A 26,020-nucleotide genomic window follows, 5' to 3' on the forward strand; every position below is an offset into this window, starting at 1 on the left:
CCGAAAGGGAGCGCGATTGGCGAAAGCGTCGGCGGACGAGGCGGGCACGACAGAGGCGCAGCGGCTCGACCGCTGGCTCTGGCACGCTCGCTTCGTGCGGACGCGCTCCGCCGCGCAGAAATTCATCAGCGACGGGCATGTGCGCATCAATCGGCAGAAGGTCGATCAGGCGAGCCGTCTGGTGCGCATCGGCGACGTTCTCACCCTCGCTTTGCCTGGAGGAGTGAAGGTCGTTGAAGCGCTTGGCTTCAGCGAACGCCGCGGCTCTTCTTCGGTCGCGACGACACTTTACCGCGACGTCGGCGGGAGCGTTGAGCCCTCCTCCGGTGAGGCCGGCTTAGCGCCCGAGGAGACGCCCCCGCCCGCCCCTCAGCACCGCCCGAGCCCGCGCGAAAGGCGGGCGCTCATTGCGATGAAGCGGCGGAACTGACGGGCTCTGGTAACTGTCCGGGCACGCTCATTATTAAAGCGCCTGCGGCTGCATGTCTGGGTTGGCCGCACACCCTTGCACCCTCGCCGAAAAGCCATTACGCCCCGAACGCAAGCGCTGACGCGGAGTAGAGAATGACCTACGTCGTGACCGACAATTGCATCCGGTGCAAATATACCGATTGCGTCGAGGTGTGCCCGGTCGACTGTTTTTATGAAGGCGAGACGATGCTCGTCATCCATCCTGACGAATGCATCGATTGCGGTGTGTGCGAGCCGGAATGCCCGGCCGATGCGATCCGCCCCGATACCGAGCCGGGGTTGGAGAAGTGGCTGACGCTCAACGCCGAATATGCGGAGAAATGGCCGAACCTCACCATGAAGCGTGATCCTTTGCCGGACTCCAAGGAACACGATGGCGAGGAAAACAAGCTCGAGAAGTACTTCTCGCCGGAAGCCGGTGAAGGCGACTAAGCCGGCCGTCCAATTCTGCACCTGACAGCGCGGAGGCACCCCGCCCCCGCGCGCGTTTGTCGTGCGCGTGCAACAAATCCTTGATTTCTACGCCCTTTTGAACTATGTTCGGAAGATCGGACGTGCTCGTGTTCCGATCTCATAATTCCGGCATGGAATAACGACAGGATGATAGCCGCTGCCCGAGGCAGCGGTAAACTTTGTGTCGTCAGCCCTGTGTCGCCAGAAAGGTCCCCCGCGCAGACTAAAGCGCCCTCGGCACCACGCCCCCGGCGAAGCTGCCTTTTCCGAACTCAGGAGTCGCACGCGTATGACAACAAAGAAGTCGTTGAAGCGTCAGGGTTTTCGTACGAACGAGAGCATTGTTTACCCGGCCCACGGCGTCGGTCGCATCGTCGATGTGGAGACGCAAGAAGTTGCTGGAATGAGCCTCGAATTGTTCGTCATCGACTTCGACAAGGATAAGATGACGTTGCGCGTCCCTGTCGCCAAGGCGGCTTCTGTCGGCATGCGCAAGCTTGCTGACGAACCGACCGTCGCCAAGGCCCTGGACACGGTCTGCGGACGCGCGCGCGTCAAGCGCACCATGTGGAGCCGCCGCGCGCAGGAATACGAAGCCAAGATCAATTCCGGCGATCTCATCGCCATTTCGGAAGTCGTCCGCGATCTCTACCGCTCCGAGGCACAGCCGGAGCCGTCTTATTCCGAGCGCCAGCTCTACGAAGCGGCGATCGATCGGATGGCACGCGAAGTGGCCGCCGTGGAGAAGACCTCCGAGACGGAAGCACAGCGCAAGATCGAGAAAATGATCGAGGCGAGCCCCAAGCGCAAGCGCGCTCAGGAAGAGGATGAGGCGCGCGAAGAAGCCGCTTAAATCCGGGGCGCGGCCCATTTAGGGCCAAAAACGCTTTTGTGAACAGGGAACCCGATCGCTAGGTCGGGTTTTTCTGTTTCAGCGGAAACAAAACGGTGTTTAGAAGTGTTACAGGGAAGGGACGCAGACGGGCAGAGTTTCACACAGGCGGGAAGGTTGGCATGAACGATTCCAGCAACTCACGACGCCAGATAGTCCGGGCGGCCATGAAGGCCCCCTATCTTGAACGGGACGAAGAGCGCGAACTCGCGGTCGCGTGGAAGGAAAAACGGGACCAGCAGGCACTGCATCGCCTGACCTCGGCCCATATGCGATTGGTCATTTCGATCGCAGCACGCTTCCGGCATTTCGGGCTGTCCATGAACGATCTCATCCAGGAAGGCCATGTCGGGCTCCTGGAAGCTGCGGCTCGCTTTGAGCCCGAACGGGAAGTCCGCTTTTCCACCTATGCGACATGGTGGATCCGCGCCTCCATCCAGGATCACATCCTGCGCAACTGGTCGATTGTGCGCGGCGGGACATCGTCGGCACAGAAATCGCTCTTCTTCAATCTCCGTCGTCTCAGAGCCCGTCTCTCCCGCGGCTCGGAGATGATCAATGCACCGGAGATGTATAACGAGATAGCGCAGGCTATCGGCGTGTCCAGCAACGATGTCGCCTTGATGGATTCTAGGCTTTCCGGCCCGGATACCTCCCTCAACGCACCGATCATCGAATCCGACGGCTCCAGCGCCGATCGGCAGGATTTCATCGCCTCGGACGCCCCTCTCCAGGACGAGACGGTCGGCAATCATATCGATTCAGAGCGCTGGTCAGGCTGGCTCTATTCAGCCTTGAGCGTGCTCAACGAACGCGAATTGAAGATCGTCCGCCGGCGCCGCCTTGAAGAAGACGGGGCGACGCTCGAAGCGCTTGGCCAGGAACTCGGCATTTCCAAGGAGCGCGTGCGTCAGATTGAAAGCCGCGCTTTGGAGAAGCTGCGCACGGCACTGACGGAAGACAATCGCATCACGCTCGCCTGAAAGGCGCGCGGTGAATCAGATGACGGGCGCAGTCGCAAGGCTGCGCCCGTTTCGTATGAAGACCGCACGTCGAAGAGCGGACGATGTCGCCAGGGTAGTGTTGACGGGGCGAGATCGGCTGAAGCGTTCCGCTTTCAGCGCACCCCTTCGTCAGATGGCTGTGTCTCCATTGAGGCCGACGACACCTCGTCTCCCGCCTCTCTGCCTGACCTGGCGCCTGGCGTTGTCCGTGCCCGCCGTGACCCTTCAGGCCGGCGTCCCTTCAGAACTCCAGATTCGAGAATGATGTCGGAAACCTGATGTTCGCGGCGATAGGCCATGACGTGCACGCCGGCGACACCTTTGATCTCGCGGATCTGCTGAATGAGCTCGATAGCCAGGCGCTTACCCTCTTCGCCGGGCTTCTCGGCCTTCTCCAGCCGCTCAATGACATGCTCGGGGATATGGATGCCGGGAACGTTGGAGCGCATCCAGCGCGCCGCACGCGCCGAGGCGAGCGGGCCAACGCCGGCGAGGATAAATACCTTCTTGTCGAGACCGAGATCACGCACACGCGCCATGAAGGCCTCGAAGACCGGCATGTCGAAGATATAATTGGTCTGGATATATTCGGCCCCGGCCTCAATCTTTTTTCGCAGACGCTCCGGGCGCCACTCGAGGGGCGGCACGCAGGGGTTCTCCGCCGCCCCGAGAAAAAGATGCGGCGGGCTGCTGATCTTGCGGCCTGACAAGAACGCACCCTCATCACGCATCGTCTTGAGCGCCCGCAAGAGCGAGATGGAATCGAGGTCGAAAACGGGCTTCGCCCCGGGCTGATCTCCCACCCCGACGCCGTCTCCCGTCAGGCAAAGCACGTTCTTGACCCCCATCGCCGCGGCCCCGAGGACATCGCCCTGGATGGCGATCCGGTTCCGATCCCGGCACGAGATCTGATAGATCGTGCCATAGCCGGCCCGGGTCAGAAGCGAGCAGATGCCGATCGACGACATATGACAATTGGCGCCGGAGGCATCGGTCGCGTTGATGGCATCGACGACTTCGGCAAGAGGCCGTGCCGCCTCGAACACATCTTCCGCATTGGCGGAATCAGGCGGGTTCAATTCCGCCGTCACGGCAAAACGACCCTGCCGGAGGACCCGCTCCAATCGGCTTCCGGAGGAATGCCCAAGCGGCGGCGCCTCGTAAGCCTGGAACGGATGGGTGAATTCGCTCGACCCGCTCACCGCTGCGCTTCCTGATTGACGGCGCTTGTCGGCTCCTCGGCAAGCGGCGCAGAGGCAGGCTCATTGCGCCTGGCTCCCGAAAAGGCGCGGGCGACGATGGCGCGCGCCCTGCTTCGCACCGGCGCGGCCCGCCGCGCGGCCGCCTTCTCGCGTGCCACGCGGAGCCAGGAGGACGAGCCTTTGAGACTGCGATCGACCGGCGGCAGGACCTCTTCGATCCAAGCTCCGTTGCGCATTGTCTGCGCGCCACTCCAGGCATCCACCCAGACGCAGCGCATCCAGGGCCGCACCTCGCAAAAGCCCCCTGGCCTGACGCCGCCGCAAGGTCCATTTCGAAGCTGCTTGGGGCAGTTCATCGGACAGGACATGCCCGTCGACGACAGCACGCACTGACCGCACATCTCACAATCGAAGAGAAGGCCCTTCACGTTGCGTTCGACGAACGCAATCGGGCGCTCGACGCGGTCGTAACCAAGCCGAGAGAAGAGCGGGTCAAGTGCCACCATCGTGCCCTCAACCCATTTGTAGAGCCGCTCCAGACCCCTGGAATGGCGCACGGACCATAAGCGCAGCCGGTACATAGATCCCTGCCCTCCTGCCCCCGAAGCATGACGGCCGAGAGCGCAGCGGCGGCTCCGGCTTTGCCTTTGTGCCTCGAATATGGAGGTTGGACTTGGTCGTGCGCGTCACGCAACGGTTTCGTTTGCGCCGCTCCGGCTCCCGCAGCGCCACCACCGCCGCCTAACGAAGCAACACGGCAGCGATGCGAAGATCACAAATCCGCCAACATCGACCGCCGGCTTCCGCATGCAGATACCCGCCAGGAAAACGCCTCAGAGCGCTCCACATGAGGCGCCGAATTCCTCGGTATCGATCTCACTTTGGATGGCGGCGCTGTAACGCGCGCCGCGCACGGTCTTCTCGTTGATCAGGGCATCAAGACGTGGAAGCGCCCCGGCGGGCAGGACGATATCCCCGGCCTCGGCGTTCTCCCGGAGATGCGCCCTTGAGGTCGTGCCCGGGATCGGGATGATGTCGTCTCCCTTGGCGAGAAGCCACGCCAGGGCGACCTGCGCCATCGTGCACCCGGCATCGTCGGCAATCTCTTTGAGCCCGTCGATAAGCTGCATATTGGCAACGAAATTGGCCCCCTGGAATCTCGGCATATTGCGGCGCAAATCCCCCGGCTTAAGTTTCGCGGGATCGCGCAGCTGGCCACTCAGAAGGCCGCGCGCGAGGGGGGAAAAGGCAACGAAGGTGATGTCGAGCTGTCGGCAGGCGGCCAGCATCGCGATTTCCGGGTTGCGGGTGAAAAGCGAATATTCGCTTTGGACCGCGGAAATCGGGTGCACCGCATGCGCGCGCACCAGGGTGGGCACCGAAACTTCCGAGAGGCCGATCGCCTTGATCTTGCCTTCCTGGACGAGCTCCGAGAGCGCACCCACACTCTCCTCGATCGGCACCACCTTGTCCCAGCGGTGCAGATAATAGAGGTCGATGACATCCGTCTTGAGGCGCTTCAAGCTGTCTTCACAAGCCCGCTTCAACCGCTCGGGGCGATTGTCGATCACACGGCTCCCGTCATCGGCACGGAAGATGCCGCATTTGCTGGCGAGCACGAATTCGTCCCGACGGCCATTGAGTGCCTCACCGATCAGAGATTCGTTGGCCCCGTATCCGTAGATTACCGCAGTGTCCAGGAGGCTGTATCCACACTCCAGCGCCTGATTGAGGAGACGTTCGGCATCCGCACGTGCCAACGGCGTACCGTAGGCATGCGAAATGCTCATACAGCCAAGACCAATGGCTGATACGGAATAGCGCCCAAGCTTTCTCTGCTGCATTCGCAGATGATCCTTTGGCTAATCAATTCTATCAGACAACAAGATAAACGATTTTTATTTCATTATGCAGGCAGCAAACCCCACACCATGTCTTTTGAGTTGCCGACCGATGAGACAAACGAAATTGAGACATCGGCACCCGGCAATTCTCACGACCGCGTGGACGCTCCCTGCTGCAAGCGGAGAGGATATATAAACCCAGGGTCGCAAGTCGACTATGAGTCTATTGTCGCAGAGAGCCGGCTCCACGCGATGTCTGATCGATCATTTCTATTAAAAATAAGGATGATAGACGAACCCCGACCACGATGAGCCGGCTCAATCGCATGTCACCCACGGCGCTGTCCGGCCCATCGCACAACCCTCTGGTGCAGACGGGATTCAAGCGAGGCCTATGCCAGCGCGTCTGCCGGATCGCGGTTGCGGGAGAAACCGAGGGGGCCTGCGCGCGCACTGCACGGATTGCGCGCGGCGTTTAGAAGCGGCTCAGGAAAACATCCAGTCGCCGCCGAGGCGTTCAGTCTTTCCGGCTCCAGAGGATTTTCGTGCCGAAGCCGAGACTGTTATCGGTGTATTTGAGGAAGTCCGCCGCAAGGAGCCAAACGGGGGCCGGCATCTTGCTTGCAACCGGGAAGCGCTCTTCATAGAGAGCCCGCACCGCGCGGGCAGACGCATCGGGGAGACAGGTCGCACGTGCGGAGAACTGCACGCCCTTGATGTCTTCGACCTTCTCCGGCTGCCCCGAGACGCAGCCCGCCACGTCGCGTCGGGCTTGCATCATCACCGCATGGCGGGTCGAGCCGTCCGTCAGGATGACGAATGAAGCCGACCGCGGCAGCCATAGATAGAAGCAGTTCGCCGCCCAGACCTCCTCCCCGTCCGAGCATGCGAGCGTGAGGACGTGATACGAGGCAAGAAACGCAGCGATGCGGGCATCCGGAAGAGCATCCTCCGTCAGAGGGTCGAGCCCAGCACCCCCTCGTTCGCCGTCTTCCGACATTCAAGCCTCGGCTTGCGGTGCCGGCTCGCCCCAGCGGCGGACCTTGTCGTTGTGAAGACCGAGAAGGTCGAGAGCGCGAGCGACACTTTGTTCGACCATATCGTCGAGCGATTGCGGCTTGGCATAAAACGCCGGAACCGGGGGCATGATGATGGCCCCGGCCTCCGTCGCCTGGGTCATCGTGCGCAGATGCCCGAGATGCAAAGGCGTCTCGCGAACCATGAGGACGAGGCGCCTGCGATCCTTCAAGACGACGTCGGCGGCCCGGCTCAGAAGCCCCGCCGTAACACCCCAGGCGATTTCGGAAAGGCTGCGGATCGAACAGGGCGCCACCAGCATGCCCTCCGTGCGGAAGGAGCCGCTGGCGATTGCCGCGCCGATGTCTTCAGGCTTGTAGACCACATCGGCGCGGGCGTGGACATCCGCCACTTTCAGGTCCGTCTCGTGCGCCAGCGTGATCTGTGCCGATTTGGTCATCACCAGGTGCACTTCGACGTCGAGCTCGCGAAGCAGGTCGAGAGCCCGAACCCCGTAAATGACACCTGATGCACCACTGATACCGACGACGAGACGCTTGCGCACGAGGACTTACCTACCTCTTTCAATTCTTGGGGAGGAACTCGTTGGTGTAATAGACCGAGACATCGTCCACCGTCTTGGTCAGCCCGCCGAATTCCGCCATCAGCTCCTGCGTCTGTTCGAAGCGCGCCTTGTCGGAATAGCCGATGCCGTGCTCTTCGGTCACGTCAGAAGTCATCAGGTCCGCCGTCGCCTTGAGCTTCTCCACCGCCACATCCTTGTCGCGGGTCGGGGAACGCTTGATCAAGGAATCAATCGCCTCTTCCGGATGTTCCAGCGCATAGGCATAGGAACGCAACGTCGCCTTGACGAAGGCGGCGATCATCTCCGGGTCCTCCTCGATCGTATCGGTATTGGCGGCCAACGCATCGCCCATCGTGTCGATACCGAAGTCAGAATACATGAAGTAGTCGACGTCACCCTCGGTGGTCGCCTTCATACCGAGATAGGAATCATTGGAAAATCCGGTCAGCGCTGCGGCACGCTTTGCCAGGAAGGTCTGGTTGCGGGTGCCACCATCGGTCGCCACGATCTTGACGTCGCTTCGCTCGACGTCGTTGCGGGCGAGAAGCGCGTAGAGCATGGTCGTCGTCGTGTCGCCCTGCAATGTGGCGACCGTCTTGCCGACGAGATCGGCCGGCTTCTTGATGTTCTCTTCCTTCCAGCTGATCACCGCATTGGGGCTCACCTGGTAGAGCTGCGCCACGATGCGCAGCGGCATACCCTGCGCCGCACCCAGCATCAGCGAGGGCGGATCGATGATGGCAAAGGTGTCCTGCTTGTTGGCGACGAGCTGCATGGACGATGTCACGCCCTTGCCCTCGAGGACTTCCACGTCGAGGCCTTCTTCCTCGTAGAAGCCCTTGTCGACGCCCAGAAGGTACGGCGAACGGTGGCCGTTGTAGTTGAAGGCGAGACGGACGGTGACTTTTTTGAGGTCTTTGTCCTGCGCCAAGGCCTCGGTCATCCCTGCGGGAAGGGTCAATCCGAGCGCCGTCGCGCAGACAAGAAGAGTGCGTCGCGTGAGTTTCATTCGATCCTTCTCCAAATATCAGTACTTCTTCAGCACACCATGTGCCTCGAAGAGGTGGCGGATATGGGCGACTTTCTGCGTGAACTTCTCACTCTCCATAATGTCTGGTGTACGCTGGAGAGGGAGATCCACCTCGATGATCTCAGCAATTCGGCCAGGCCGCGGCGTCATGACCAGCACACGCTGTGCCAAGAGAACCGCCTCCTGAATATCATGCGTGACAAACATCACGCTTTTGTGGGTGCGAAGCCAGATGTGATGTAGCTCCATCACCATCTGTTCGCGCGTCAGCGCGTCGAGCGCACCGAAAGGCTCGTCCATCAGAAGAAGCGAAGGATTGTGCACGAGCGCGCGGCAGATGGAGACGCGCTGGCGCATGCCGCCCGAGAGCTCGTAGGGATATTTCTCTTCAAAGCCCGCAAGCCCGACAAGCTCCAGAAGCTCGCGTGCCTTGCCTTCATACTCGCTCGTTCTGAGACCGCGCATTTGCGGCTGGATCATCACGTTCTGAAGGACGCTGCGCCAGTCGAGCAACGCATCGGTCTGGAAGACGATACCGATATCGGTCACGGCCCGATCGATAACCCGGCCCGCCGTCTTCACGCCCCCGGAGGTCGGACGCTCTAGACCAGCCGCGAGAGACAGAAGCGTGCTCTTGCCACAGCCGCTCGGCCCGAGGACGGCCAGAAATTCACCCTCGGCGATGGAGAAGCTGACATCGTCGAGAGCCTTCACCGGCCCGCTGGATGTCGTGAAGGTCTTGTTGACGGCGGAAAAATCGAGGGCGGGCTCCATTGTCACCGTATCCTCACGAGCGCTGCGACACATGCCAGGGGAGCGCCAGGCGCTCGGCGAGATCGACGAGGGCAAACAACAACATCCCCATGACGCTCAAGACGATCAGGATACTGAAGGAGAGCGTCACATCGAGCGAACCATTGGCCACGATGAGCTGATAGCCGAGCCCACTGTCGGCGGCGACGAACTCTCCGACGATCGCCCCGACGATGGCGAGTGTCGAAGCGACCTTCACCCCGGCGAAGATGTTCGGCAGAGCGGCCGGCACCTGGAAATGCAGGAAGACCTTCCAGCGCGACGCCCCGGTGGAACGCGCGAGCCAGGCGATTTCCTTGGGCATGGAGCGAAAGCCGACGAGGGAATCGACCAGGATCGGGAAAAAGCAGATGAGGAAGGCAATCAGGATCTTGGGAAACAGCCCGAAGCCGAACCAGACGACCAGCAGCGGCGCGATCGCCACCTTCGGCACGGTTTGCGAAGCGACAAGAAGCGGATAGAGCATCCGCTCGACCAGCGGGAACTGCGCCAGGATCGCGGCGAGCGGCACGCTGATCACGATCGACAGAAGAAAGCCGATCAGGACCTCTTTGGCGGTGACCAGCGAATGGCTGAGAAGCAGTCCGAAATCGGAGTAGATGCGCTCCGCGATCGCCGAAGGCGGCGGCAGGAGATAGGCGGGAACATCGCCGAAATAGGTTACGGCCTGCCAGGCGAGGACGACGGCAAGGCACAGAATGAGGCTGTCGAAGGGCAGCCGGACCTTGCTCCGCCCCTTTTTCTCGGCCTGTCCCGACGAGCCGGTCATGGCAGCTCCTTCAAGGCCTTGATGAGCTTGTCGTTGTCCGCCCGAGAGCGCAGCGAAATGCGCAGGACATGGTCGTTCTCAAGCCCGTGGAAGGATGTGGCGTCGGCGACGATGAGGCCACGGCGCGCGAGGTTTTCAGCCGCCTCTCCTGGATCGCGCCCGCCGAGATCGAGGAGGATCATATTGGCGTTGTGGCCGCGCACCTTAAGGCGTGGATCGGACGCGATCTCCGTCAGGAAATGCGCAAACTCTTCCGCAAAGGTCGCTTTGCAGCGGGCGAGAAACTCACGGTCCGAAAGGGCTGCGATCGCCGCGTCGAGCGACGGCAAAGCGAGGTTGAAGGGTGGCCGTCCGACTTCGGCGACGGCAACGAGATCCGGGCTTGCGATCGCATAGCCGACACGCATTCCGGCAATGCCGAAATATTTCGAGAAGGTGCGCAGAACCACGAGATTGCGGTGATTGGCGACGAGGCCGACGGCGCCCACCTCCGCCGGATTGATCAAGGCTTCGTCGACGACCAGAATGGTCTCCGGCGCCGCTTCTGCAAGCTGTGCGATCTCGCTTCGGGTGAGACGTGCGCCGGTCGGGTTGTTCGGCGAACAGATGAAGGCGAGTGCCGGCTTGTGGGCCACGAGCGCGTTTTCGATCCGTCCCGCGTCGATCAGCTCCGGCTCGGCATTTTCCACCGCAACGATCCGGCAACCGCGCAGGGACGCCTCGAGCTCGTAACGCGGAAACGTCGGCAGATGCACGAGGACGTCATCCTCCGCACTCGTCCAGGCCTGCAGAATGAGCTTGATGACGTCGTCGAGCCCGGCGCCGAAGAAGAACATCCCTTCATCGACCCGGTGGCGCGCGGCAAGCGCCCGCCGCAGCTGCGAATAATTGAGGTCGGGATAAAGGTGGATGGCGCCGCAGGCGCGCTGTGCAGCCTCGACAGCAGCCGGCGGCGGCCCGAACGGGTTGACGTTGAGGGAGAAGTCGATGACGGCCTCGCGGGCAAGGCCGTACCGCTCAGCGATCAAATCGGGCGAGGTCTCCGCTTCATAAAGGCGCGTCGAAGACATTTCGGCGCTTTGCGGGTTGAGGGTCATGCCAGCAGCTTCCCGTAACTTGTGACCGCGGGAACCCCGCCGAGGGCATTGCGGATGCCCCACAACGTGACCTGATTGCTCGTCAAAACCGGCTTGCCGCATTCATGTTCAAGCTCCTCGGCGACCTCGAGTGCCCGCAGATCGGTGCAGCTCACGAAAATCGCCTCGCTGTCCGGCGTATCGACATCACGCACCAGCTCCTTCACACGCTCCGGCGGCACTTCGCGGATCGCCTTTCCGGAAAGCCCGAGCCCACGCAATTTCGTCACCGTCAGGCCATGGCTTTCAAGGAAGGCCAGTTCGGCCGCATTCACCTCGTCGAGATAAGGCGTCGCAAGGGCGACCTTAGTCGCGTTGAGATGTGCCATCGCTGCGACGATGCAGCGCGAAGTTGAAACAACGGGACAACCGACCCGCACCTCGATCGACGCGATCTGGCGGGCGAGCCCCTCCTCGCCGTCGATGAAGGAGCCGCTGGTGCAGGCGAAGGCGACGACATCGGGGGTCACGGAAGCGATCAGATCGGCGGCGGCCGCAACGCCTTCGTTCATTTGACGAAGTCCCTCGGGCGTCGTCTCGCGCAACATGACGCGCGTCGCATGAAAGGTAACATCAGGCCAGGCAATGCGCGCGCAATCAGGCTCGATCACCGCGTTGACGGAGGGGACGATGAGGCCGACCCGAAGCCTGGAGAGAGCGGAGCCCGAGGTCAACGCTTCTGCCATGAGGTCTGATAATCCGTGACGTTGCCGCCCTCCCGGCTCAAGACGACCAGCGAGCGCAACAGATCAACCATGGCCGCATTGGTGCGCGCGTCGGTTCCGTCGACATAGAGCCGGAATTGCCCTCCCACAGGATCGATCGCGCCCGCACGAACGCAAGCCTCGATCAGCCTTTCTTCCTCACGCCCGTCGTGGAAGGCTGCTTCCCGCCCCGTCGAGGCGGCGAGACAGGCGGCGATCCCGTAGGCGCCCCAATTGGAGATATTGGCGACGACCGTCACGTCGGCCGGCTGTTCGGCGGCGATCGTCTCGCCGAGCGGTACATATTCCCGAACCTCGTCCGCAACGGTGCCCATGCCAAGCTCGTTGCCGAGATCGCCGATACCGATCGTGGCGATGCCCCGCTCGCGCGCCATCCGGTAGAGAACGTCGGTCTTGGCCGTGAAGCCGGAGATCTCGAAACCACCGCCGCCGTGATAATGCCCGTCCGCGCCGGCGCCCGGCCGTTCGACCGCGATGACGGCTTTCGGCTGATAACGATCGAGAATATCGGTCGCCGCACGCTCCGCGTCAGCCGCATCGACAGGAAAGTCGAGGAGTGCGCAGCGATTGCGTCCGGAGCCGAGGCTATCGGGCGTGGCCGGGATGAGCCCCGCAGCTGAAAAACACGCCTCCATACAGGGCACGACAGAGGCCTCCGAGATGCCGACAGGCACGGCACCGAGACTGATTGCAAGGGCTCGCGCCAGAACGGCCGCGCCGATCGGCCCATCCGTTTCCGGCAGACCGTAATCTCGCATGATGAAGCCGCTCAGGACGAGGACACGGTCACCCGGCCCGACGCGCTTCTCCAGAAGCCGCGTGGCAGTCAGCGTCACCGCCTCGCCGCCGGCTTTCTCGCGCGCTCGCGCATAAAGCTTCAGAAGCGGAATGCCTTTCAGGATCGTCCAATTCGACATGGGCGCGGTGACCAGATGGTCGATCGCCTCACCGATATTCTCGAGGCTAACACCCGCCATCGATATACTCCTCCAGACGCACGTCAGATTCCCCCGGAAAGCGTCGTCGCTCGAACAATTTCTTCATATGCAGCGGCACGGTCGCATCGATGCCGATCTTGCCGCGATGCACCTCCCGCACGTCCTCGCGTGTATAGCTCGGCACACGCGGAAAAACGTAAACGCCTGTATCGGGCGTCGCACGCGTTTGAATCGCCCATAGAACATCGGCCGCGTTGAAAGGATCAACGTCCTCATCGACGACAACGACGACTTTTGTCCACGAATAGGCAGCAAGAGCCGCAAGCACGGCATTCTTCGACTGATCCTCGCTCTTCTTCTCGATGGAGATCACGCAGCCGAAGACATAACCAGGAGTGGCAATGTCGCGGATGCGCGGCACGAAGGACGAGACCTTCTTGTAAATCTCGGTCTGGATCGGAACGCCGACGAGATTGAGATCTTCGGTGCCACCGGCAAGGATCGCGTGATAGATCGCATCGCGCCGCCGCGTGATGGCGGTCACCCGGAAGACGTGGTTCTTCATCACCGGCACATAACCGTCGGTGAATTCGCCGAAGGGACCCTCATCCTCGCGCACGCCGGCAATAACTTCCCCTTCGATCACCATCTCCGCATCCGCAGGGACATCGACCGGGATCGTCTTGCAGCGCGTGACGCGCAAAGGACTGCCCTGCCAGGCGCCGGCCACTTCCAGTTCGTCCACTTCGAACGGCACCTTCGAGGCGGCTGAAAACATCACCCCCGGAGGCGCCCCGACAACGATGGCGCAAGGGAGGTTCTGCCCCTTTTCCTCGGCCACCTGATGATAGCGGCCGAGATGCTGAGGCGGCATCATCCGCACCCGCATCCGGTCACCGCCGACAAGCTGACAGCGGTTCCAAGAAGCATTGTAGACGCCGGTCTCCGGATGCGGCGCGATCAAGACGCCGGCCGTCAGATAGGCTCCGGCATCGAGCTCCGAGAACACCACCTGCGGAACATCGCGGGAAACGTCGACATCGGCGCCGGCCACAACGACTTCCTGAACGGGAGCCTGGTCTACTCTTTCCGTCGGCAGGCGCTGGTTCTCCAATTGGACAAGCGAGGGAAGAAGATCGGCTTCCTCGAGACCGAGCGCAGCAGCCACGTGGCTGCGGAAGCCGAAGACATTGGTCACGACCTGCTGATCGGAACCGGCAACGGAACGAAACAGAAGCGCTTTGTTCTCGCCCTTCTGCATTTGCCGCATGACAGCCGTCAGTTCGTGCTTGGGATCAACTTGCCGCGACACGGTTGCAAGGGCGCCTTGCGCCTCCAGTTCACGCACCACCTCGCGGAATGCCGTTTTGGCCTTCATTAAACCGTTTCCTATTGTTGCGCATTGCGCAACGCTGTTGCGTTTAGCTATGATTGACTTTCATCTGACAGAGGTCAAGCACTAGGTGCCTCAAAGAGGTCAGAATGCAGCGATGCCTAAGAATTCAGCAGAACCGACCGCCCGCCGTCCCGGAGTTGCCGCCGCAAGGCACGCCGTGGAGGTTCTGCGTTGCGTGTCGCAGGCCGGCGGAAGCATCGGCATCAACGAGATCGCGCGCCGCATCGGGCTCCACAAAAGCTCGATTTCACGCGTCGTCGCCACGCTCGAAGACGAGGGGCTTCTGGAGCGCGAGCCGGCAAGCGAACGCATCATCCTGGGCATCGGCCTGATCGCCATCGCAGCGCCGATCCTGACGAGCCGCGGCATCTCCACGATCGCCCACAAACACATGGAGCGCCTGGCGCACGACACAGGCGAGACGGCGAGCTTCAGCGTCTGGAACGGGCTGGAAGCGATCAGCCTCGACCAGGTCATCGGCACCAACGCGATTACGCATTATGCAGGGCCCGGCCAAAGCAACGCACCCCACTGCACGGCCTCGGGCAAGCTGCTTCTGGCCTTTGCGCCCGAAGCGGAGATCGAGGCGATCCTCGCAGAGAGCCTGCCGCGCCATACGCCTCACACAATCACCGACCCGCAGGCACTTCGCGGCCAGATCGACGAGATCCGCATGCGCGGCTTTGCCATCAATCGCGGCGAGCTTTCGGAAGATGCAGGCGGCATTTCTGCAATCGTGCGCGACCTTCGGCACCGCCCCGTCGGCGCCATCACCATCACGCTGCCCATGTACCGCTTCGACGAGGCCCGCCAGGATGAGCTGGTCAGGCAGGTCTGCAATGCGGCATCGCGGATCTCTCTGGAGATGGGCTGCACGGAGGGCGGCCCGGGCAAGTTATGAGGCCTTGATCCGGCCCACGTCCGACCACATCCGGCATGCCTCGTTCAGGTGTTCGCGGCAAAGCGAGAAAGAGAACATCCGCAGACCTTCCCGCGTCACGGCCACGGCCCCGACAAACCCCGGCACCGGCACAAAACTCCGGAGCCCATAGGAGCCCAAATCTGGAATCGCACCGCTTCGCGCCAGGAGCCGGCGCCCCTGCCGCTCGAAAGTGAGAACGACTGTATCGGGATCGACCGTCAGGCCGAGGCCCGACGCCTTCAACACCGCCTCCTTCCAAACCCAGATCTGAAGCAGAACGGAACGGTCGAGCGGCAGGCCGAGCAGGTGAAGTTGCCACCCCTCCTCCGCCGAGAGGATCCCGCGGAGCTCGATATGCCCCGCCGTTTCCGCCTCGATATCGATCCCCACTTCGCCGCCACGGCACAGTGCGACGGCAGCGATGTCACCGGCATGCGAGAGATTGAACGCCAGGCTGGCGTCCAAGCCGAGGCAAGGCTTCCCGAACCGACCTTCTTTCAAAACGACGTCCGAGGGCTCGCTACCGAGATAATGGGCCAGCAGAAACCGGAGACCATTGCGGGCCGCGGCGAAGCGGATCTGAGCATGAGGCTCAGACAGCCCTGCGCAGCGATCTCTCTCCTCAGGGGTGAGCCAGTCACCGCACGCACTCAGGAAATCGCCGTCGAGCCGCCAGGTCCAGAGGTGGATGTCATCTTCAGCCAGCGAAGGTGACACGACATCACCCACTCCGGCGCGGCAGAACTCCACTCATACCCGCATTCGTGTCGATGAAGCCCTCCGCCTCGCTGTGCCTGAGAGCAATCCGATGGGCCGCGATATGCGGCATGAGGACACCGACATTCAGCGCATAGCCCGGGTAGAAAGGAGAGAAGAACGTCCGAGCGAATTCGAACGGAACGGCGATCCGCCTGGAATCCGGAGCCCGACACACGCCGCTTTCTGCCGAGGCCGCACAGCCCACCACCCAATACAAGGCGAACCAGCACCCGACAGCAGCACAGACAAGGAAGAGGCCCCGATACGCCAACATATCCTCGACACCCTTAATCTGCAGCGGCATCGGTCCGAGACGGCAGGGGTCGCGGATTCCTTATGGTTGGCATCACATCAAGAAAATAGAAAAAGTCAACAAAATGTAGCAGTAGAGGCCTCAATTTTATCCTATCGCCCTAGAAATCCGCGTACCCATGAACAAGATTTAGGCGTAGCCCAACGATTCGGGACGACCGGCAGGCCACCTGGCGCATCCGATCAGCAATCCGGAGGGAGAATTCTAGACATGATGATGCGGCCGTTACTGGAGGGGTCCGAATACGAGACCCTCTCACCAGAGGCGAAACTCAGATACCTGGAGGCACAGCGCGATTATTGCCTCGCCGCGGCCGCCGCGCTCGACGAGGTCATCGCGAAACTCCGCCCGAGCGGGGAGGCCAGCCCGGTCGACCTCAGCGCATTCAACCCCGCCTGGAAAAAAGGCGATCGGCTGACGCGCCTCGGCAAGACTGCCGTTTATGCCGCCTTCGATCGCGGCATGAAACAGATCGAAGTGGCAAAGCTGTTTCAGATCTCGACACCGAGCGCGCATCGCATCCACACGATCTGGGAAAACGATCGGCGCCCATAACTCCTTCGCGGCATCTCCGAAATCGCATACCCGCCGACTATCGCGGAAACATCAAGCCCGCCTCGAAGTATCGCCACCCGGCTCCGAGCAAGGCGCAGATCCGCAATTAAAGTAATTCCGCCACCTTTGGCCTGAATTCTCCGCACCAATCCGTTGGAGGGACCATCGGGTAGACCCGCTTCAACTCCAGCGGGCGACCACGCGACCCTTCTGAATAATGCGGCGGGTAACGGCGACATTCCCCGGCAAATTTGTTGCCTTGACGCGCCCAGAAACGGCATTGCTCACAGCTTTCGCCAGTGGAGATATTGTGACACGGCATACACACTCACCTACAAGCAATCACCTCGCAAAATTATATGGAGAAATGAGAGGCATAACAAGATGGATTTCAAATTGGATTAAAATACCATCTATCTTCTAATGGAACTTTCCAGTTTCCTTGCGTAACCGATATATTTAATTATCGAACACCTGCGAGTACTAAATTTCAAAGGCGCATACGCACGGGAAAGCGAGGCTCCGCTTGCCACTCCGGAGCACTCACCTCCGGGCTTCCGGCAAGGTGTGGCTCATCGACAGCGGCTTCGCTCATCCTCCGAGAATAGAGCCTGATCGAGCGACCGAGAAAGCTGTTCAGCCTTGTCCGAAACTGGCGGCTGTCGAAAATCTCGGCATGCCGCCGAATAGCAGCAGGATCATAGCGCTCTGGATTGAAGTGCATGAGCGCCCGTTTCAGGCTCTCGCAGGTCTGTTCGTCAAACAGCTCCCCGGTCTCACCGGGCACCACCGTGTCGAGAGCTCCCCCCTCACCCAATGCGATCACCGGGCGTCCCGAAGCCATCGCCTCAAGCGGCGTAATGCCGAAATCCTCCACGGAGGTCAGGATTAGAGCCGTGCAATTTCGATAGAGCTCGGCCTTCGCCTCCCCATCCACACGCCCGACGAATTCGACACTCGGCCCGGCAATAGCCTTGAGATGCCGCATCTCCCTGCCGTCGCCTGCCACGATGAGCTTCACGCCGAGCTCGCTGCAGGCTTTGACGGCAATATCAGGCCGCTTCCAGCCGACGAGGCGCATCAAGAGCAGGAAGTACTCGCCACGGCCGCTTCCCGGCTTGAACTCGTTCACATCGACAGGCGGGGGGATGATGGTGCTGCGACGGCGGTAGGTCTTGCGGATCCGCTGCTCCACGAGGGTGCTCGTGCTCACCCAGAAATCGACCCCCTGCGCCGCGGCGCGGTCCATGGAACGAAGCCGCGGGAGCATGGATTCCACGACCCGCCGCTTCCAGACGCCAAAGCCCTCGCGTCGGGCATAGGCGTTGTAATCCCAGAGAAAGCGGGGCGGGGAATGGCAGTAGCACACATGGCAGCTTTCCGGTGGCGTGACCACATTGTGCGCGAAGTTGAACGAGCTGCTGATGACGAGGTCGTAGCCAGAGAGGTCGATCGAGCTCATCAGCAGAGGATAGAGGGGAAAGAGCGCACGGGGGTGGCGCCGCACCAGAGGAAACCTGTTGATCCAGGTGGCGCGAATATCGGCCTTTTGGAACGTCTCAGGAAACGCCGACGGTTCGTAGAGCGGTACGAAGACGGGAGCCTCCGGGAACATCCGCATCAACTCCTCGAGCACCTTTTCGGCGCCGCCGTAGACGGTCAGCGCTTCGTGGATCAGAGCAACCCTCATTCCCCCTCCAGACCCGAAAGCCTCACGCCCACACAAGCGCTCCAGCCCTCCCCGGAAGGAGACGACCGCCGCCCGGCACAGCAACCAGCCCGACGCAGCGACCAGGCGCATGCGCCTCGGCCAAAGCACTCGCTCTGCGGCTTTCGGCAGGTCGAGCGTTCGAGCCACTCTGGGATTAGCATAATTATAAATTAATTAGCATTATATATTGACTGCGCCAAGAATATTCCGTCTTCATCTAAAAACTTAGCCAACGGCACGCCGCTCTGAGCAGGGCTCGGCACGGCTCCGCGTCGTGAGGCAAGGGTTGAAGATGAGGGTGCCAGCATGTGTGCAGAGCGCGCCGTTCTCCACGTAAGTCGCGTCGGCTTTCTCGGCGGGGCCGAGCGCGTGATCCTGACGCTCGCGCGAGGAATGGAGCAATACGGCTATTCCCCTGTCCTCACCTGCCCCGACGGCGGCGATCTTGCGGAGGCCGCCCGTTCGCTTTCGATCCCGCTGGCCGCTTGCGGCGTCGAGCGGATGCGCGCCACCTCAGATCCTCTCGCGCTTTGGAATTATTTCCAGGCATGGCGCGCCGGCAGCCGTCAGATTGGACGCCTATTGACCTCCGGAAAGATCAAGCTCGTTCACGTTCACCACCCGGTCGGAGCGCTTTACGCGCTCCCCGCCGCCCGTCGCCTCGGCATTCCGGTGGTCATGCATGTGCATGAGATCCTGCCCATCAAACCGCAGCACCGGCTCGCCCTTCGCTGGACCGCACGTCATGTGGATCGCTTCATCTGCGTTTCCGGGGCGAGCCGTGAACTCCTCGATACGATCGGCGTCTCCCGTGAAAAGGTCGAGATCGTTCCGAACGGCGTCGACCCGCAATTCATCGAAAAGGCAGCCAAAGCGCGCCCGACCGCGCCGATCGTGGAGAAAGGCGCGCGTTACAATATCGGCATCTTCGGCGTCATCGAGCCGCGAAAAGCGCAGCACGTTTTCCTTGAGGCTGCCGAGAAGATCTCAGCACAGGAGCCCGCCGCCCATTTCTGGATCGTCGGCCCGCTCGCACTCAAAGATAAGGAAGAGTACGCAAAACGCCTCCATCGCATGGCGGAGACCCCGGCTTTGCGCGGCCGCGTGAGCTTCACCGGCTTTCAGGCGGACATGCCATCCTGGATGGCCGGGATGGATGTCGTGGCGTTGACCTCATCGAGCAACGAATCCTTCGGCATGGTCCTCGCGGAAGCGCAAATCGTGGGCAGACCGGTCGTCGCCACGGACATCGGGGGCGTTCGCGACGCCGTCTGCACGGAGGCGGGAGGCACTCTCGTCCCTCGCGACGATGCCGACGCCGTCGCCAAGGCCGTGCTCGCAGTCCTGAGACAGCAGGAGCGCGTACCGGCATCGCTTGTGGCCGGCACAGCACGGAAACGTTTCTCGCCGGACGTCTTCCGGGCGCGCATTGCCGAGATCTACGAGAAGGTTCTCAGCGACCAGAGGATGCGGCTTGCGTGCGAGGAGACCGCCTCGGCTCCGCGCTGGCATCCTGGCCTCTTCTCGGCCTCTCGACCGGAATACTCGCAGCCGAACGCGGCTCTCGTCGACGGCAATCCCGGCACCGCCAATCGGGATGGGCCGGAATACCCGCGGAAGCCGGCCCTGTGGCTGTAGCTGGCGATCAGGCGAAAACCGATGCCGCGACCGCACGCATCGCGACCGCAGGCATCGCGTCCGTGGACCTCACGCCCATCAATGGCGATGGCGCCGTGGCGGCCCCCTCCATGCGCGCCATTCTCGCCGCGAGCCTCCTGCATCTGCCGGGCCGCATCCTAAAAGCGCCCACCGCCATCTATGCCGTCATGCAATCGATGGCGACCTTTGCCGCCATCCTCTTCGTCAATATCGTCACCGGCATCATCACCGCGCGGCTGCTTGGGCCGGACGGTCGCGGCATCTATTCCGCAGTCGTGCTCTGGACGCAGTTCCTGGCTTTGATCTCCACAGCCGGCATCGGCGCCGCCACGACCTATCATGTGGCCAAGAACCGGGATGACCGAGCAAGGATCGCGCAGATCGCTTTTGTGCTGGCGGCCGGCTGGGGAAGCCTCGTTCTCACGGTCGCGCTTGTCGCAATCCCCCACCTGATGACGCAGTACGATCCGCAAGCGATCCTTTACGCCCGTATCGCCGCGCTCACCTCTGTCTTCGGCGGTTCACAGGCCCTCCTGTGCTGCGCCCTCATCGGACTGGGCGCCTTTACCTTCAACAATTACGGCCGCCTCGCGCCCAATCTTTTCTATTTCTGCGCACTTATGGGGGTGCTGGCCTTCGCGGAGATGAATTGGCAAGCCGCCATTTTGGCGTCGATTGCGGGGATCAGCCTGGCGCTCATCACGCAGATCCCAGCCTTCTTGGGCCGCATGGGCATCGCACGAGGCGATTTTCGACGCCATGCACGGTCGATGCTCTCCTACAGCCTACGCGCCGGGCCCGCCGACATCGTCACCACCTGTGCGGAATATACCGACCGTCTGATCCTGATCGGCCTCGTCGCACCCGCAGAGCTGGGCTTCTATGTGATTGCCTTCAGCTTCTCCCGCATTGCCATGGCGTGGATCATGCCAATCAACAGCGTGCTCCTCTCCAAGATGGCGAGAGCCGAAGCGAGCGATGCAAAGCGGCATTACGATCATACCTTTCGCTTTGCGCTTGCCCTTCTCGTCCTCACCTGGCTCACAGGCATGTGGTGGGGAGCCCCGCTCCTGGTGCTGCTCTACGGCCAGGAATTCGCGCCCGTGGTTCCGATCTTCCACGTCCTTCTCGCAGAGGCGATCATCTTCGGCCTTGCCAATATCAGCGCGCAGCTCTTCCAGGCATTGAACCGCCCCGGCTACGTCTCCGCCGTGGAGGCGACATGCTTTGTGGCCATGCTGGTGTCGGTCTACGTCATGGCCTCCCGCGACGGCGCGCTTGGGGCGGCCTGGGCAATCCTCGCGGTCACGCTTCTCCGCCTCACCCTCATCCTGATCGGGATCAAACTCTCGCTGAAGCTGCCGCTGCCGCGTCCTTATCTGACCCTTGCGGACCTCCGCTATCTGCGCGATCGGCTCATCCATCTGTGAGGCACCGCCGGGCGGCAGACCGCCGCCCATCGATCCGTCCCGAAAACGGCAATCAGAGATGCGTGGGAAGAGGGGCGACCGCGGGTCCAGGTGCGATACCGGCAGCGGGCGACGCCCGGTTCTGTGACGTGAGGCGCATCTCCGCACGCGCAGCCGTGATTTGCGCCACCCCCATACCGAGCATGAACCAGAAGACGACCCCATGCTCCCCGAAAGTGGCCGGGATCAGGAGGCTCATCACGAGATAGGACACGGCAATTGCCTGCGCGGCGAGAACGAGCGCCCTCTCCTCCGCCCTTAACGTGGGGCCCGGAATGAAGAGAAAGGCGACGACGAAGCCGATCCCCACGTAATAGACGAGAGCGCCGACGACCCCCACCGCCAGCATCGCAGCGATCGGGCCGCTATCGATCTGCATCGCCTGAACGCCGCTCTTGGTGGCCGGATCTGCCCGCGATCCCCCAAGGCCGGAGCCGAACACATGGCGCTCCATTTCCTCGAAGGCGGCCGAATAGACGTGGAGCCTCTCATTGGCACTGACGTCGGAGCGGGCATCGAGCATGGATTCGATTCGCTGACTGACGATCTTTGTCCCCTGATCGGTCAGCAGGGCCATGGGCGCCACCACCACGAGCACCAGGGCGAGCGCGAGCATCGAGGTTCTGATGCGGCCGGACCCGAGGAGGAAACAATAGGCGCCGATGATGAAGATGCCGACCCAGGCAGTCCGCACCGCCGTGAGGCCGAGCGCCACGAAGCCGAGCGCCAAAGCGACCCAGCGCAGGGCGCCTTTCGAGACGATGAGCATCGACAACGGCAAGAGCAGAAACAAGGCCAGAGATGCGGGCGAGTTCATCGTGGCGAAGACGCGAACCTTATAGGGATAGGGCTCGCCGATCGTCGGCATGAGCGTCTTCTTCATCCAAAGCGCGTCCCAGCCGGGCATGTAGCGGAACTGATAGAGCGCATAGAGGCCGAGAACGATGCCGGAGAAGACCGAAAACACGGTGAGATCGCGTCGCAGATGTCCGACCCAGGAGGGATTGCACGCCACGAACATGCCGAACGCCGCCGGTAACACCCAGAGAAGGAGATCGTAGGCCCCGGGAAGGAACTGGCCGTTGAGAGCTGCCAGCATGAGCCCATAGACCGCGGCCGCCACGACGAGGAGAAGCCCGGCAGACATCGGGTGACGGAGATTCGCCATTGCAAAGGCAAGTGCGCCGGCAGCCGGAGCGAGCGCCGCATAGGGCGAAAGCAGCAGAGGGCTGTAATCGAGAAAGCCGGCGTGAAAATCGACCATCCGCCGGATGAACGGCGTCAGAAGGAAGAGCCACAGGCAGAAGGCGATATACCGCCTCATATCGCCCCGCAGCAGAAAGAAAACGGCAACGACGAGAGCACCCGCCGGTAGAGCGAGCCGCAGAAGGCCGGCCGCGCTCGTGAACGCAGGCGCGGCCATGATCCCGATCAAGGCCAGAATCTGCGCCTGCAGCAAGACGCGACCCAAAAGCCCGTCAGAAGCAGGTCCGCCAGAAGCAGAAACGAACCGACCCGGCCCACCGCCGGCGGGCGCAGATCCGCTTGGGAAAGCACGGCTGGGCGAAGCTCCCTCGGAGGCCCGATCTCGCCCAGTGTCGCTCGCCGGCGGCGGAACCGCCGGCCCCCCGGCTCTCATCCTAGGACGGAGAGGCGGCCGCAGCTTCCGGCAGGGATGCCCCACCGACGGGCTGCGGGGTAGGATAGGCCTTCACGAGTGAGGCAACCGTGAGGGTCGGGCGCAGTTTCGTAAGCCCCTTTTGGGCCCGCGACGGAACCGGCGCGCCGTGGCGCAAAATACCTTCTTTCGCGAAAACGCTGTTCCCGGTCAGCACCACGCCGGAGATCTCCGCGCGGCAGGCGCGCAGGAGCGTGATCGTCTGATCGAGGGCGGCCGGCGAGAAACGCCCGATATGGCAGAGAAGCAGCGTTTGATCGGCAAGTGTGGCGAGAGACGTTGCGTCCGAGACGACGTTGAGCGGCGGACTGTCGATGACGATCACATCGTAGTCACGCCGCAGCGCCTCGATGAGCTTCGGCAAGACCGGCGATGCGAGAGCATCGATGGCGTTCGCATCACTTCCGGCAGCATTCCCGGCCGCGAGAACATGAAGCGACGTCCCCTCAACGGCCATGATCGCATCACGCTGCCCAGAACGCCCCTTCCCGCCAGACGCGCCGAGCAGATCGCTGAGCCCCGTTTTCCCGAGAGATGGCACACACGCATGATCGCCCGCCCCGTGCCGGAGGTCGGCATCCAGCAGAAGAACCCTTCTCCCCGTCGCCGCGAAACTCTGAGCGAGCGCGGCCGCGGCAAGCGACTTGCCTTCCCGCGGCATCGCCGAGACGACAAGCACCACGCGCGCTGGCTTCCCGCTTTCATGAAGCAGGCGGTTGCGCACGAATCGGATCTCCTCCCAGAACCTCACACGGATGCCTCGGTTCGAGGAAAGCCGGCTCGAGACGTTGAGCGAGATCGCCCCCAAGATCGGAAGACCGATGCTCTCGACCTGAGCGGCGTTGCGTCGCCACCGGCTCGCGAGATGATCGACCACCATCGCGACCGCAAGCCCGGCCGCGAGTGAAACGATTGCGGCAACGAGGAGGAAAAGCACCACCTTGGGAAAAATCTGGCGCGTCGGCACAGAAGCCCGCGACACGACCTTGGCATCATCGGCGACGAAATCGGCGCTCTGCAGCTGGCCGTCGTGCAATCTCGATGTGGCTTCGACAAGACGGCTCTGTGTCTGCGCCAGCGCGCCCCGGGCTCTATCGAGATCGCTTTGGAGATCCGGCAACGACCCTGCCACCGAAGCGGCCCCTGACCCGGAGACTGAAGCAACAAGCGGCGAGTTCCCTCCCGATGCGGCTTGGGCCGATGACAGCGCATGGGTCGCCGCTTCGACATCCGCACGTCGCTCCTGCATCTGTGCGCTCAAAAGGTCGACGACATGCTGAAGCGCAAGCGTCCGTCGCTCGACCTGCATGCCGATATAGGTGGCCGCGTGCGCATTGACGATCTTGGCGGCGAGATGCGGATCGCTCCAGGTGAAGCTGATCAGTGCGGCAGTCGACAGCCCGTCATTATAGGTGGAGAGCTTCTTCATGTAGATTTGCAGAAGCCGGTCCCGCTCGAGCTCGTCGGCGCTCCAGGCCGAAGCTCCCACCTCGTTTCCCCCGAAGAAGGACGCGCCCCAGTTCCGCAGCCTCGTTCGCCAGGACGGCTTCGCGGCAAAGCTCGGTTCGTCCTGGAGATCCAACGTCTCGATGACCCTGCGAGCGACTTCCTCGCTGCCCAGAACGGCCGCTTCCGAGGCGATGATGAAGGAAGGAAGCATGGGCGAGACGGTCTTTTCCTCGGCCGTCCGCGGATCGTCGACCGGTACGGAAGGGAGCAGGACGAGAGCCGTGGCGCGGTAGGAAGGCGTCAGTTTCGCAATCACCGCCGCCATCCCCATGAAGACGACCGCGGCGACGAGCACCACCACCCATTTGCGCCGGACGAGGAGGCCGAGCATCCACAGAAGACTGCCGGCACCGGTTTCGACGCCGGCTTGAGTGGGCGTCTCCTGCGCCCCGGCTATGGAGAGAGGGTCAGTACGCATCTTTGCTGAACAACACGTAGATGATGGTGACGACGAGGATTCGGGCATCGAGGCGGAGCGAGGCTTCGCGCACATATTCCAGGTCGGAATTGACGCGCGCCTGCATCACCTCCACCGTTGGCGTCTCGCCCCGCTGCCCGCGGATTTGGGCGAGCCCGGTAATGCCCGGTCGCGCCCGCACCCGGCCAGGATAGCCTTGCACGAGCGTGGCATACGCCGCATCCAGCGACGCGACATGGGGGCGTGGTCCCACGATCGACATGTCGCCGAAGAGCACGTTGAAAAACTGTGGAAGCTCATCCGCGCTCGTCATGCGCAGAACCCGTCCGACCGGCGTCACGCGCCCGTCGCTTCGACCGGCCTGGCGAAAATCCTCGCCGTTCGAGAAATACATCGAGCGGAACTTGTAGATCTGAAAGCTTCGCCCGCCCAAACCGCTTCGTTCCTGGCGGAAGATGACCGGGCCCCGGCTCGTTATCCTGACCGCGGCGTAGATGAGCGCCATCAACGGCAGAAAGAGCGCGATCAGCGCAAGAGCCAAAACGATGTCGGCCATCCGCTTGGAGGGGGCGAGAAGATAAGGGCTACCCTCGCCAACCTCGGCATCACAGACCTCCCCCCTGACGAGGACAGGCATTCGTCGCGGCAGGATCGCGACATCCTGCACGGCAACAGGACTGACAGACGCATTGCCGGAACGCGAGGCAAACTCGAAGTCCGAAAGCTCGCTCATCGACAGCACCAGCCTCAA

At 62.2% G+C, this 26,020-nt stretch carries 24 protein-coding genes and 1 pseudogene; 8 read left to right on the top strand and 17 right to left on the bottom strand.

Annotated features, from left to right (window positions below; translation table 11 throughout):
* The first annotated feature begins 16 nt into the window (after positions 1 to 16).
* The 4 genes from BLP76_RS14055 to BLP76_RS14070 all read left to right on the top strand — a co-directional run bounded on the left by BLP76_RS14055 (position 17) and on the right by BLP76_RS14070 (position 2,799).
* Complete coding sequence (locus BLP76_RS14055) at positions 17 to 430, top strand: RNA-binding S4 domain-containing protein (protein WP_092814550.1); 414 nt, start codon at positions 17 to 19, stop codon at positions 428 to 430.
* 134 nt (positions 431 to 564) lie between these two features.
* Positions 565 to 903 (top strand): ferredoxin FdxA, encoded by a 339-nt coding sequence (gene fdxA / locus BLP76_RS14060; protein ID WP_092814553.1) that lies wholly within the window; start codon positions 565 to 567, stop codon positions 901 to 903.
* A gap of 310 nt (positions 904 to 1,213) precedes the next feature.
* Entirely contained in the window at positions 1,214 to 1,777 is a 564-nt protein-coding gene (locus BLP76_RS14065) for a CarD family transcriptional regulator (protein ID WP_092814556.1), read from the top strand.
* A 161-nt stretch (positions 1,778 to 1,938) separates the two neighbouring features.
* A complete protein-coding gene (locus BLP76_RS14070) occupies positions 1,939 to 2,799 on the top strand; it encodes an RNA polymerase factor sigma-32 (RefSeq protein WP_092814559.1) in 861 nt (286 codons plus the stop codon).
* Positions 2,800 to 2,933: 134 nt separating this feature from the next.
* Here BLP76_RS14070 and BLP76_RS14075 read toward each other — a convergent pair whose 3' ends face one another.
* The 12 genes and pseudogenes from BLP76_RS14075 to BLP76_RS14130 form a co-directional block, all read right to left on the bottom strand.
* The gene (locus tag BLP76_RS14075; protein WP_092814562.1) at positions 2,934 to 4,022 is read right to left on the bottom strand and encodes a methylenetetrahydrofolate reductase; all 1,089 of its coding nucleotides are present in this window, start codon (positions 4,020 to 4,022) and stop codon (positions 2,934 to 2,936) included.
* 122 nt (positions 4,023 to 4,144) lie between these two features.
* Positions 4,145 to 4,684: pseudogene (locus tag BLP76_RS14080) on the bottom strand (methylenetetrahydrofolate reductase C-terminal domain-containing protein); the annotation flags it as partial.
* Positions 4,685 to 4,855: 171 nt separating this feature from the next.
* Positions 4,856 to 5,866: an aldo/keto reductase gene (locus tag BLP76_RS14085; RefSeq protein ID WP_092814568.1), complete on the bottom strand. Its 1,011-nt coding sequence runs from the start codon at positions 5,864 to 5,866 to the stop codon at positions 4,856 to 4,858.
* A gap of 517 nt (positions 5,867 to 6,383) precedes the next feature.
* On the bottom strand, positions 6,384 to 6,866 hold the full coding sequence (locus BLP76_RS14090; protein ID WP_200170593.1) for a PNPOx family protein: 483 nt from the start codon (positions 6,864 to 6,866) through the stop codon (positions 6,384 to 6,386).
* Positions 6,867 to 7,448 (bottom strand): UbiX family flavin prenyltransferase, encoded by a 582-nt coding sequence (locus BLP76_RS14095; RefSeq protein WP_092814570.1) that lies wholly within the window; start codon positions 7,446 to 7,448, stop codon positions 6,867 to 6,869.
* 19 nt (positions 7,449 to 7,467) lie between these two features.
* Positions 7,468 to 8,478, bottom strand: coding sequence for an ABC transporter substrate-binding protein (locus tag BLP76_RS14100; RefSeq protein WP_092814573.1), 1,011 nt, complete (start codon positions 8,476 to 8,478; stop codon positions 7,468 to 7,470).
* Positions 8,479 to 8,496: 18 nt separating this feature from the next.
* Complete coding sequence (locus BLP76_RS14105; protein ID WP_092814576.1) at positions 8,497 to 9,273, bottom strand: ABC transporter ATP-binding protein; 777 nt, start codon at positions 9,271 to 9,273, stop codon at positions 8,497 to 8,499.
* 13 nt (positions 9,274 to 9,286) lie between these two features.
* Positions 9,287 to 10,081 (bottom strand): ABC transporter permease, encoded by a 795-nt coding sequence (locus BLP76_RS14110; RefSeq protein WP_092814579.1) that lies wholly within the window; start codon positions 10,079 to 10,081, stop codon positions 9,287 to 9,289.
* Entirely contained in the window at positions 10,078 to 11,178 is a 1,101-nt protein-coding gene (locus BLP76_RS14115) for a pyridoxal phosphate-dependent aminotransferase (protein WP_170130527.1), read from the bottom strand. The genes BLP76_RS14110 and BLP76_RS14115 overlap by 4 nt, the downstream gene beginning before the upstream one ends.
* A complete protein-coding gene (locus BLP76_RS14120) occupies positions 11,175 to 11,903 on the bottom strand; it encodes a maleate cis-trans isomerase family protein (protein ID WP_092814585.1) in 729 nt (242 codons plus the stop codon). The genes BLP76_RS14115 and BLP76_RS14120 overlap by 4 nt, the downstream gene beginning before the upstream one ends.
* The gene (locus BLP76_RS14125; protein ID WP_092814588.1) at positions 11,888 to 12,919 is read right to left on the bottom strand and encodes a DUF4392 domain-containing protein; all 1,032 of its coding nucleotides are present in this window, start codon (positions 12,917 to 12,919) and stop codon (positions 11,888 to 11,890) included. The genes BLP76_RS14120 and BLP76_RS14125 overlap by 16 nt, the downstream gene beginning before the upstream one ends.
* Complete coding sequence (locus BLP76_RS14130; protein WP_092814591.1) at positions 12,906 to 14,258, bottom strand: UbiD family decarboxylase; 1,353 nt, start codon at positions 14,256 to 14,258, stop codon at positions 12,906 to 12,908. The genes BLP76_RS14125 and BLP76_RS14130 overlap by 14 nt, the downstream gene beginning before the upstream one ends.
* Before the next feature lie 112 nt (positions 14,259 to 14,370).
* Between BLP76_RS14130 and BLP76_RS14135 the strand changes: the two genes are divergently transcribed.
* Positions 14,371 to 15,177 carry an IclR family transcriptional regulator gene (locus tag BLP76_RS14135; RefSeq protein ID WP_092814594.1) on the top strand — a complete coding sequence of 269 codons (807 nt, stop codon included), beginning with the start codon at positions 14,371 to 14,373 and terminating at the stop codon, positions 15,175 to 15,177.
* On the opposite strand, the gene BLP76_RS18815 is transcribed toward BLP76_RS14135, so the two are convergent.
* Positions 15,172 to 15,663, bottom strand: a complete 492-nt coding sequence (locus BLP76_RS18815; RefSeq protein WP_170130528.1) for a 4'-phosphopantetheinyl transferase family protein — start codon at positions 15,661 to 15,663, stop codon at positions 15,172 to 15,174. The two genes, BLP76_RS14135 and BLP76_RS18815, sit on opposite strands and share 6 nt — an antisense overlap.
* Before the next feature lie 817 nt (positions 15,664 to 16,480).
* Here BLP76_RS18815 and BLP76_RS14150 point away from each other — a divergent pair.
* Positions 16,481 to 16,825, top strand: a complete 345-nt coding sequence (locus BLP76_RS14150; protein WP_092814602.1) for a hypothetical protein — start codon at positions 16,481 to 16,483, stop codon at positions 16,823 to 16,825.
* Positions 16,826 to 17,315: 490 nt separating this feature from the next.
* Here the strand turns inward: BLP76_RS14150 and BLP76_RS14155 are convergent, their stop codons facing one another.
* Positions 17,316 to 18,515, bottom strand: a complete 1,200-nt coding sequence (locus BLP76_RS14155) for a glycosyltransferase (RefSeq protein WP_170130529.1) — start codon at positions 18,513 to 18,515, stop codon at positions 17,316 to 17,318.
* Positions 18,516 to 18,842: 327 nt separating this feature from the next.
* Here BLP76_RS14155 and BLP76_RS14160 point away from each other — a divergent pair, with 327 nt between their 5' ends.
* Both BLP76_RS14160 and BLP76_RS14165 read left to right on the top strand, forming a co-directional pair.
* On the top strand, positions 18,843 to 20,174 hold the full coding sequence (locus tag BLP76_RS14160) for a glycosyltransferase (RefSeq protein ID WP_092814608.1): 1,332 nt from the start codon (positions 18,843 to 18,845) through the stop codon (positions 20,172 to 20,174).
* A complete protein-coding gene (locus tag BLP76_RS14165) occupies positions 20,165 to 21,625 on the top strand; it encodes an oligosaccharide flippase family protein (protein ID WP_092814611.1) in 1,461 nt (486 codons plus the stop codon). The genes BLP76_RS14160 and BLP76_RS14165 overlap by 10 nt, the downstream gene beginning before the upstream one ends.
* 52 nt (positions 21,626 to 21,677) lie before the next feature.
* On the opposite strand, the gene BLP76_RS14170 is transcribed toward BLP76_RS14165, so the two are convergent.
* The 3 genes from BLP76_RS14170 to BLP76_RS14180 form a co-directional block, all read right to left on the bottom strand.
* Complete coding sequence (locus BLP76_RS14170) at positions 21,678 to 23,087, bottom strand: O-antigen ligase family protein (protein WP_170130530.1); 1,410 nt, start codon at positions 23,085 to 23,087, stop codon at positions 21,678 to 21,680.
* A gap of 217 nt (positions 23,088 to 23,304) precedes the next feature.
* Complete coding sequence (locus tag BLP76_RS14175) at positions 23,305 to 25,269, bottom strand: tyrosine-protein kinase domain-containing protein (RefSeq protein ID WP_170130531.1); 1,965 nt, start codon at positions 25,267 to 25,269, stop codon at positions 23,305 to 23,307.
* Positions 25,259 to 26,002 (bottom strand): sugar transferase, encoded by a 744-nt coding sequence (locus BLP76_RS14180; RefSeq protein ID WP_092814619.1) that lies wholly within the window; start codon positions 26,000 to 26,002, stop codon positions 25,259 to 25,261. Before BLP76_RS14180 ends, BLP76_RS14175 begins: the two co-directional genes overlap by 11 nt.
* Positions 26,003 to 26,020: the final 18 nt, after the last annotated feature.

Source organism: Afifella marina DSM 2698, from assembly GCF_900102695.1.
Lineage (GTDB): Bacteria > Pseudomonadota > Alphaproteobacteria > Rhizobiales > Afifellaceae > Afifella > Afifella marina.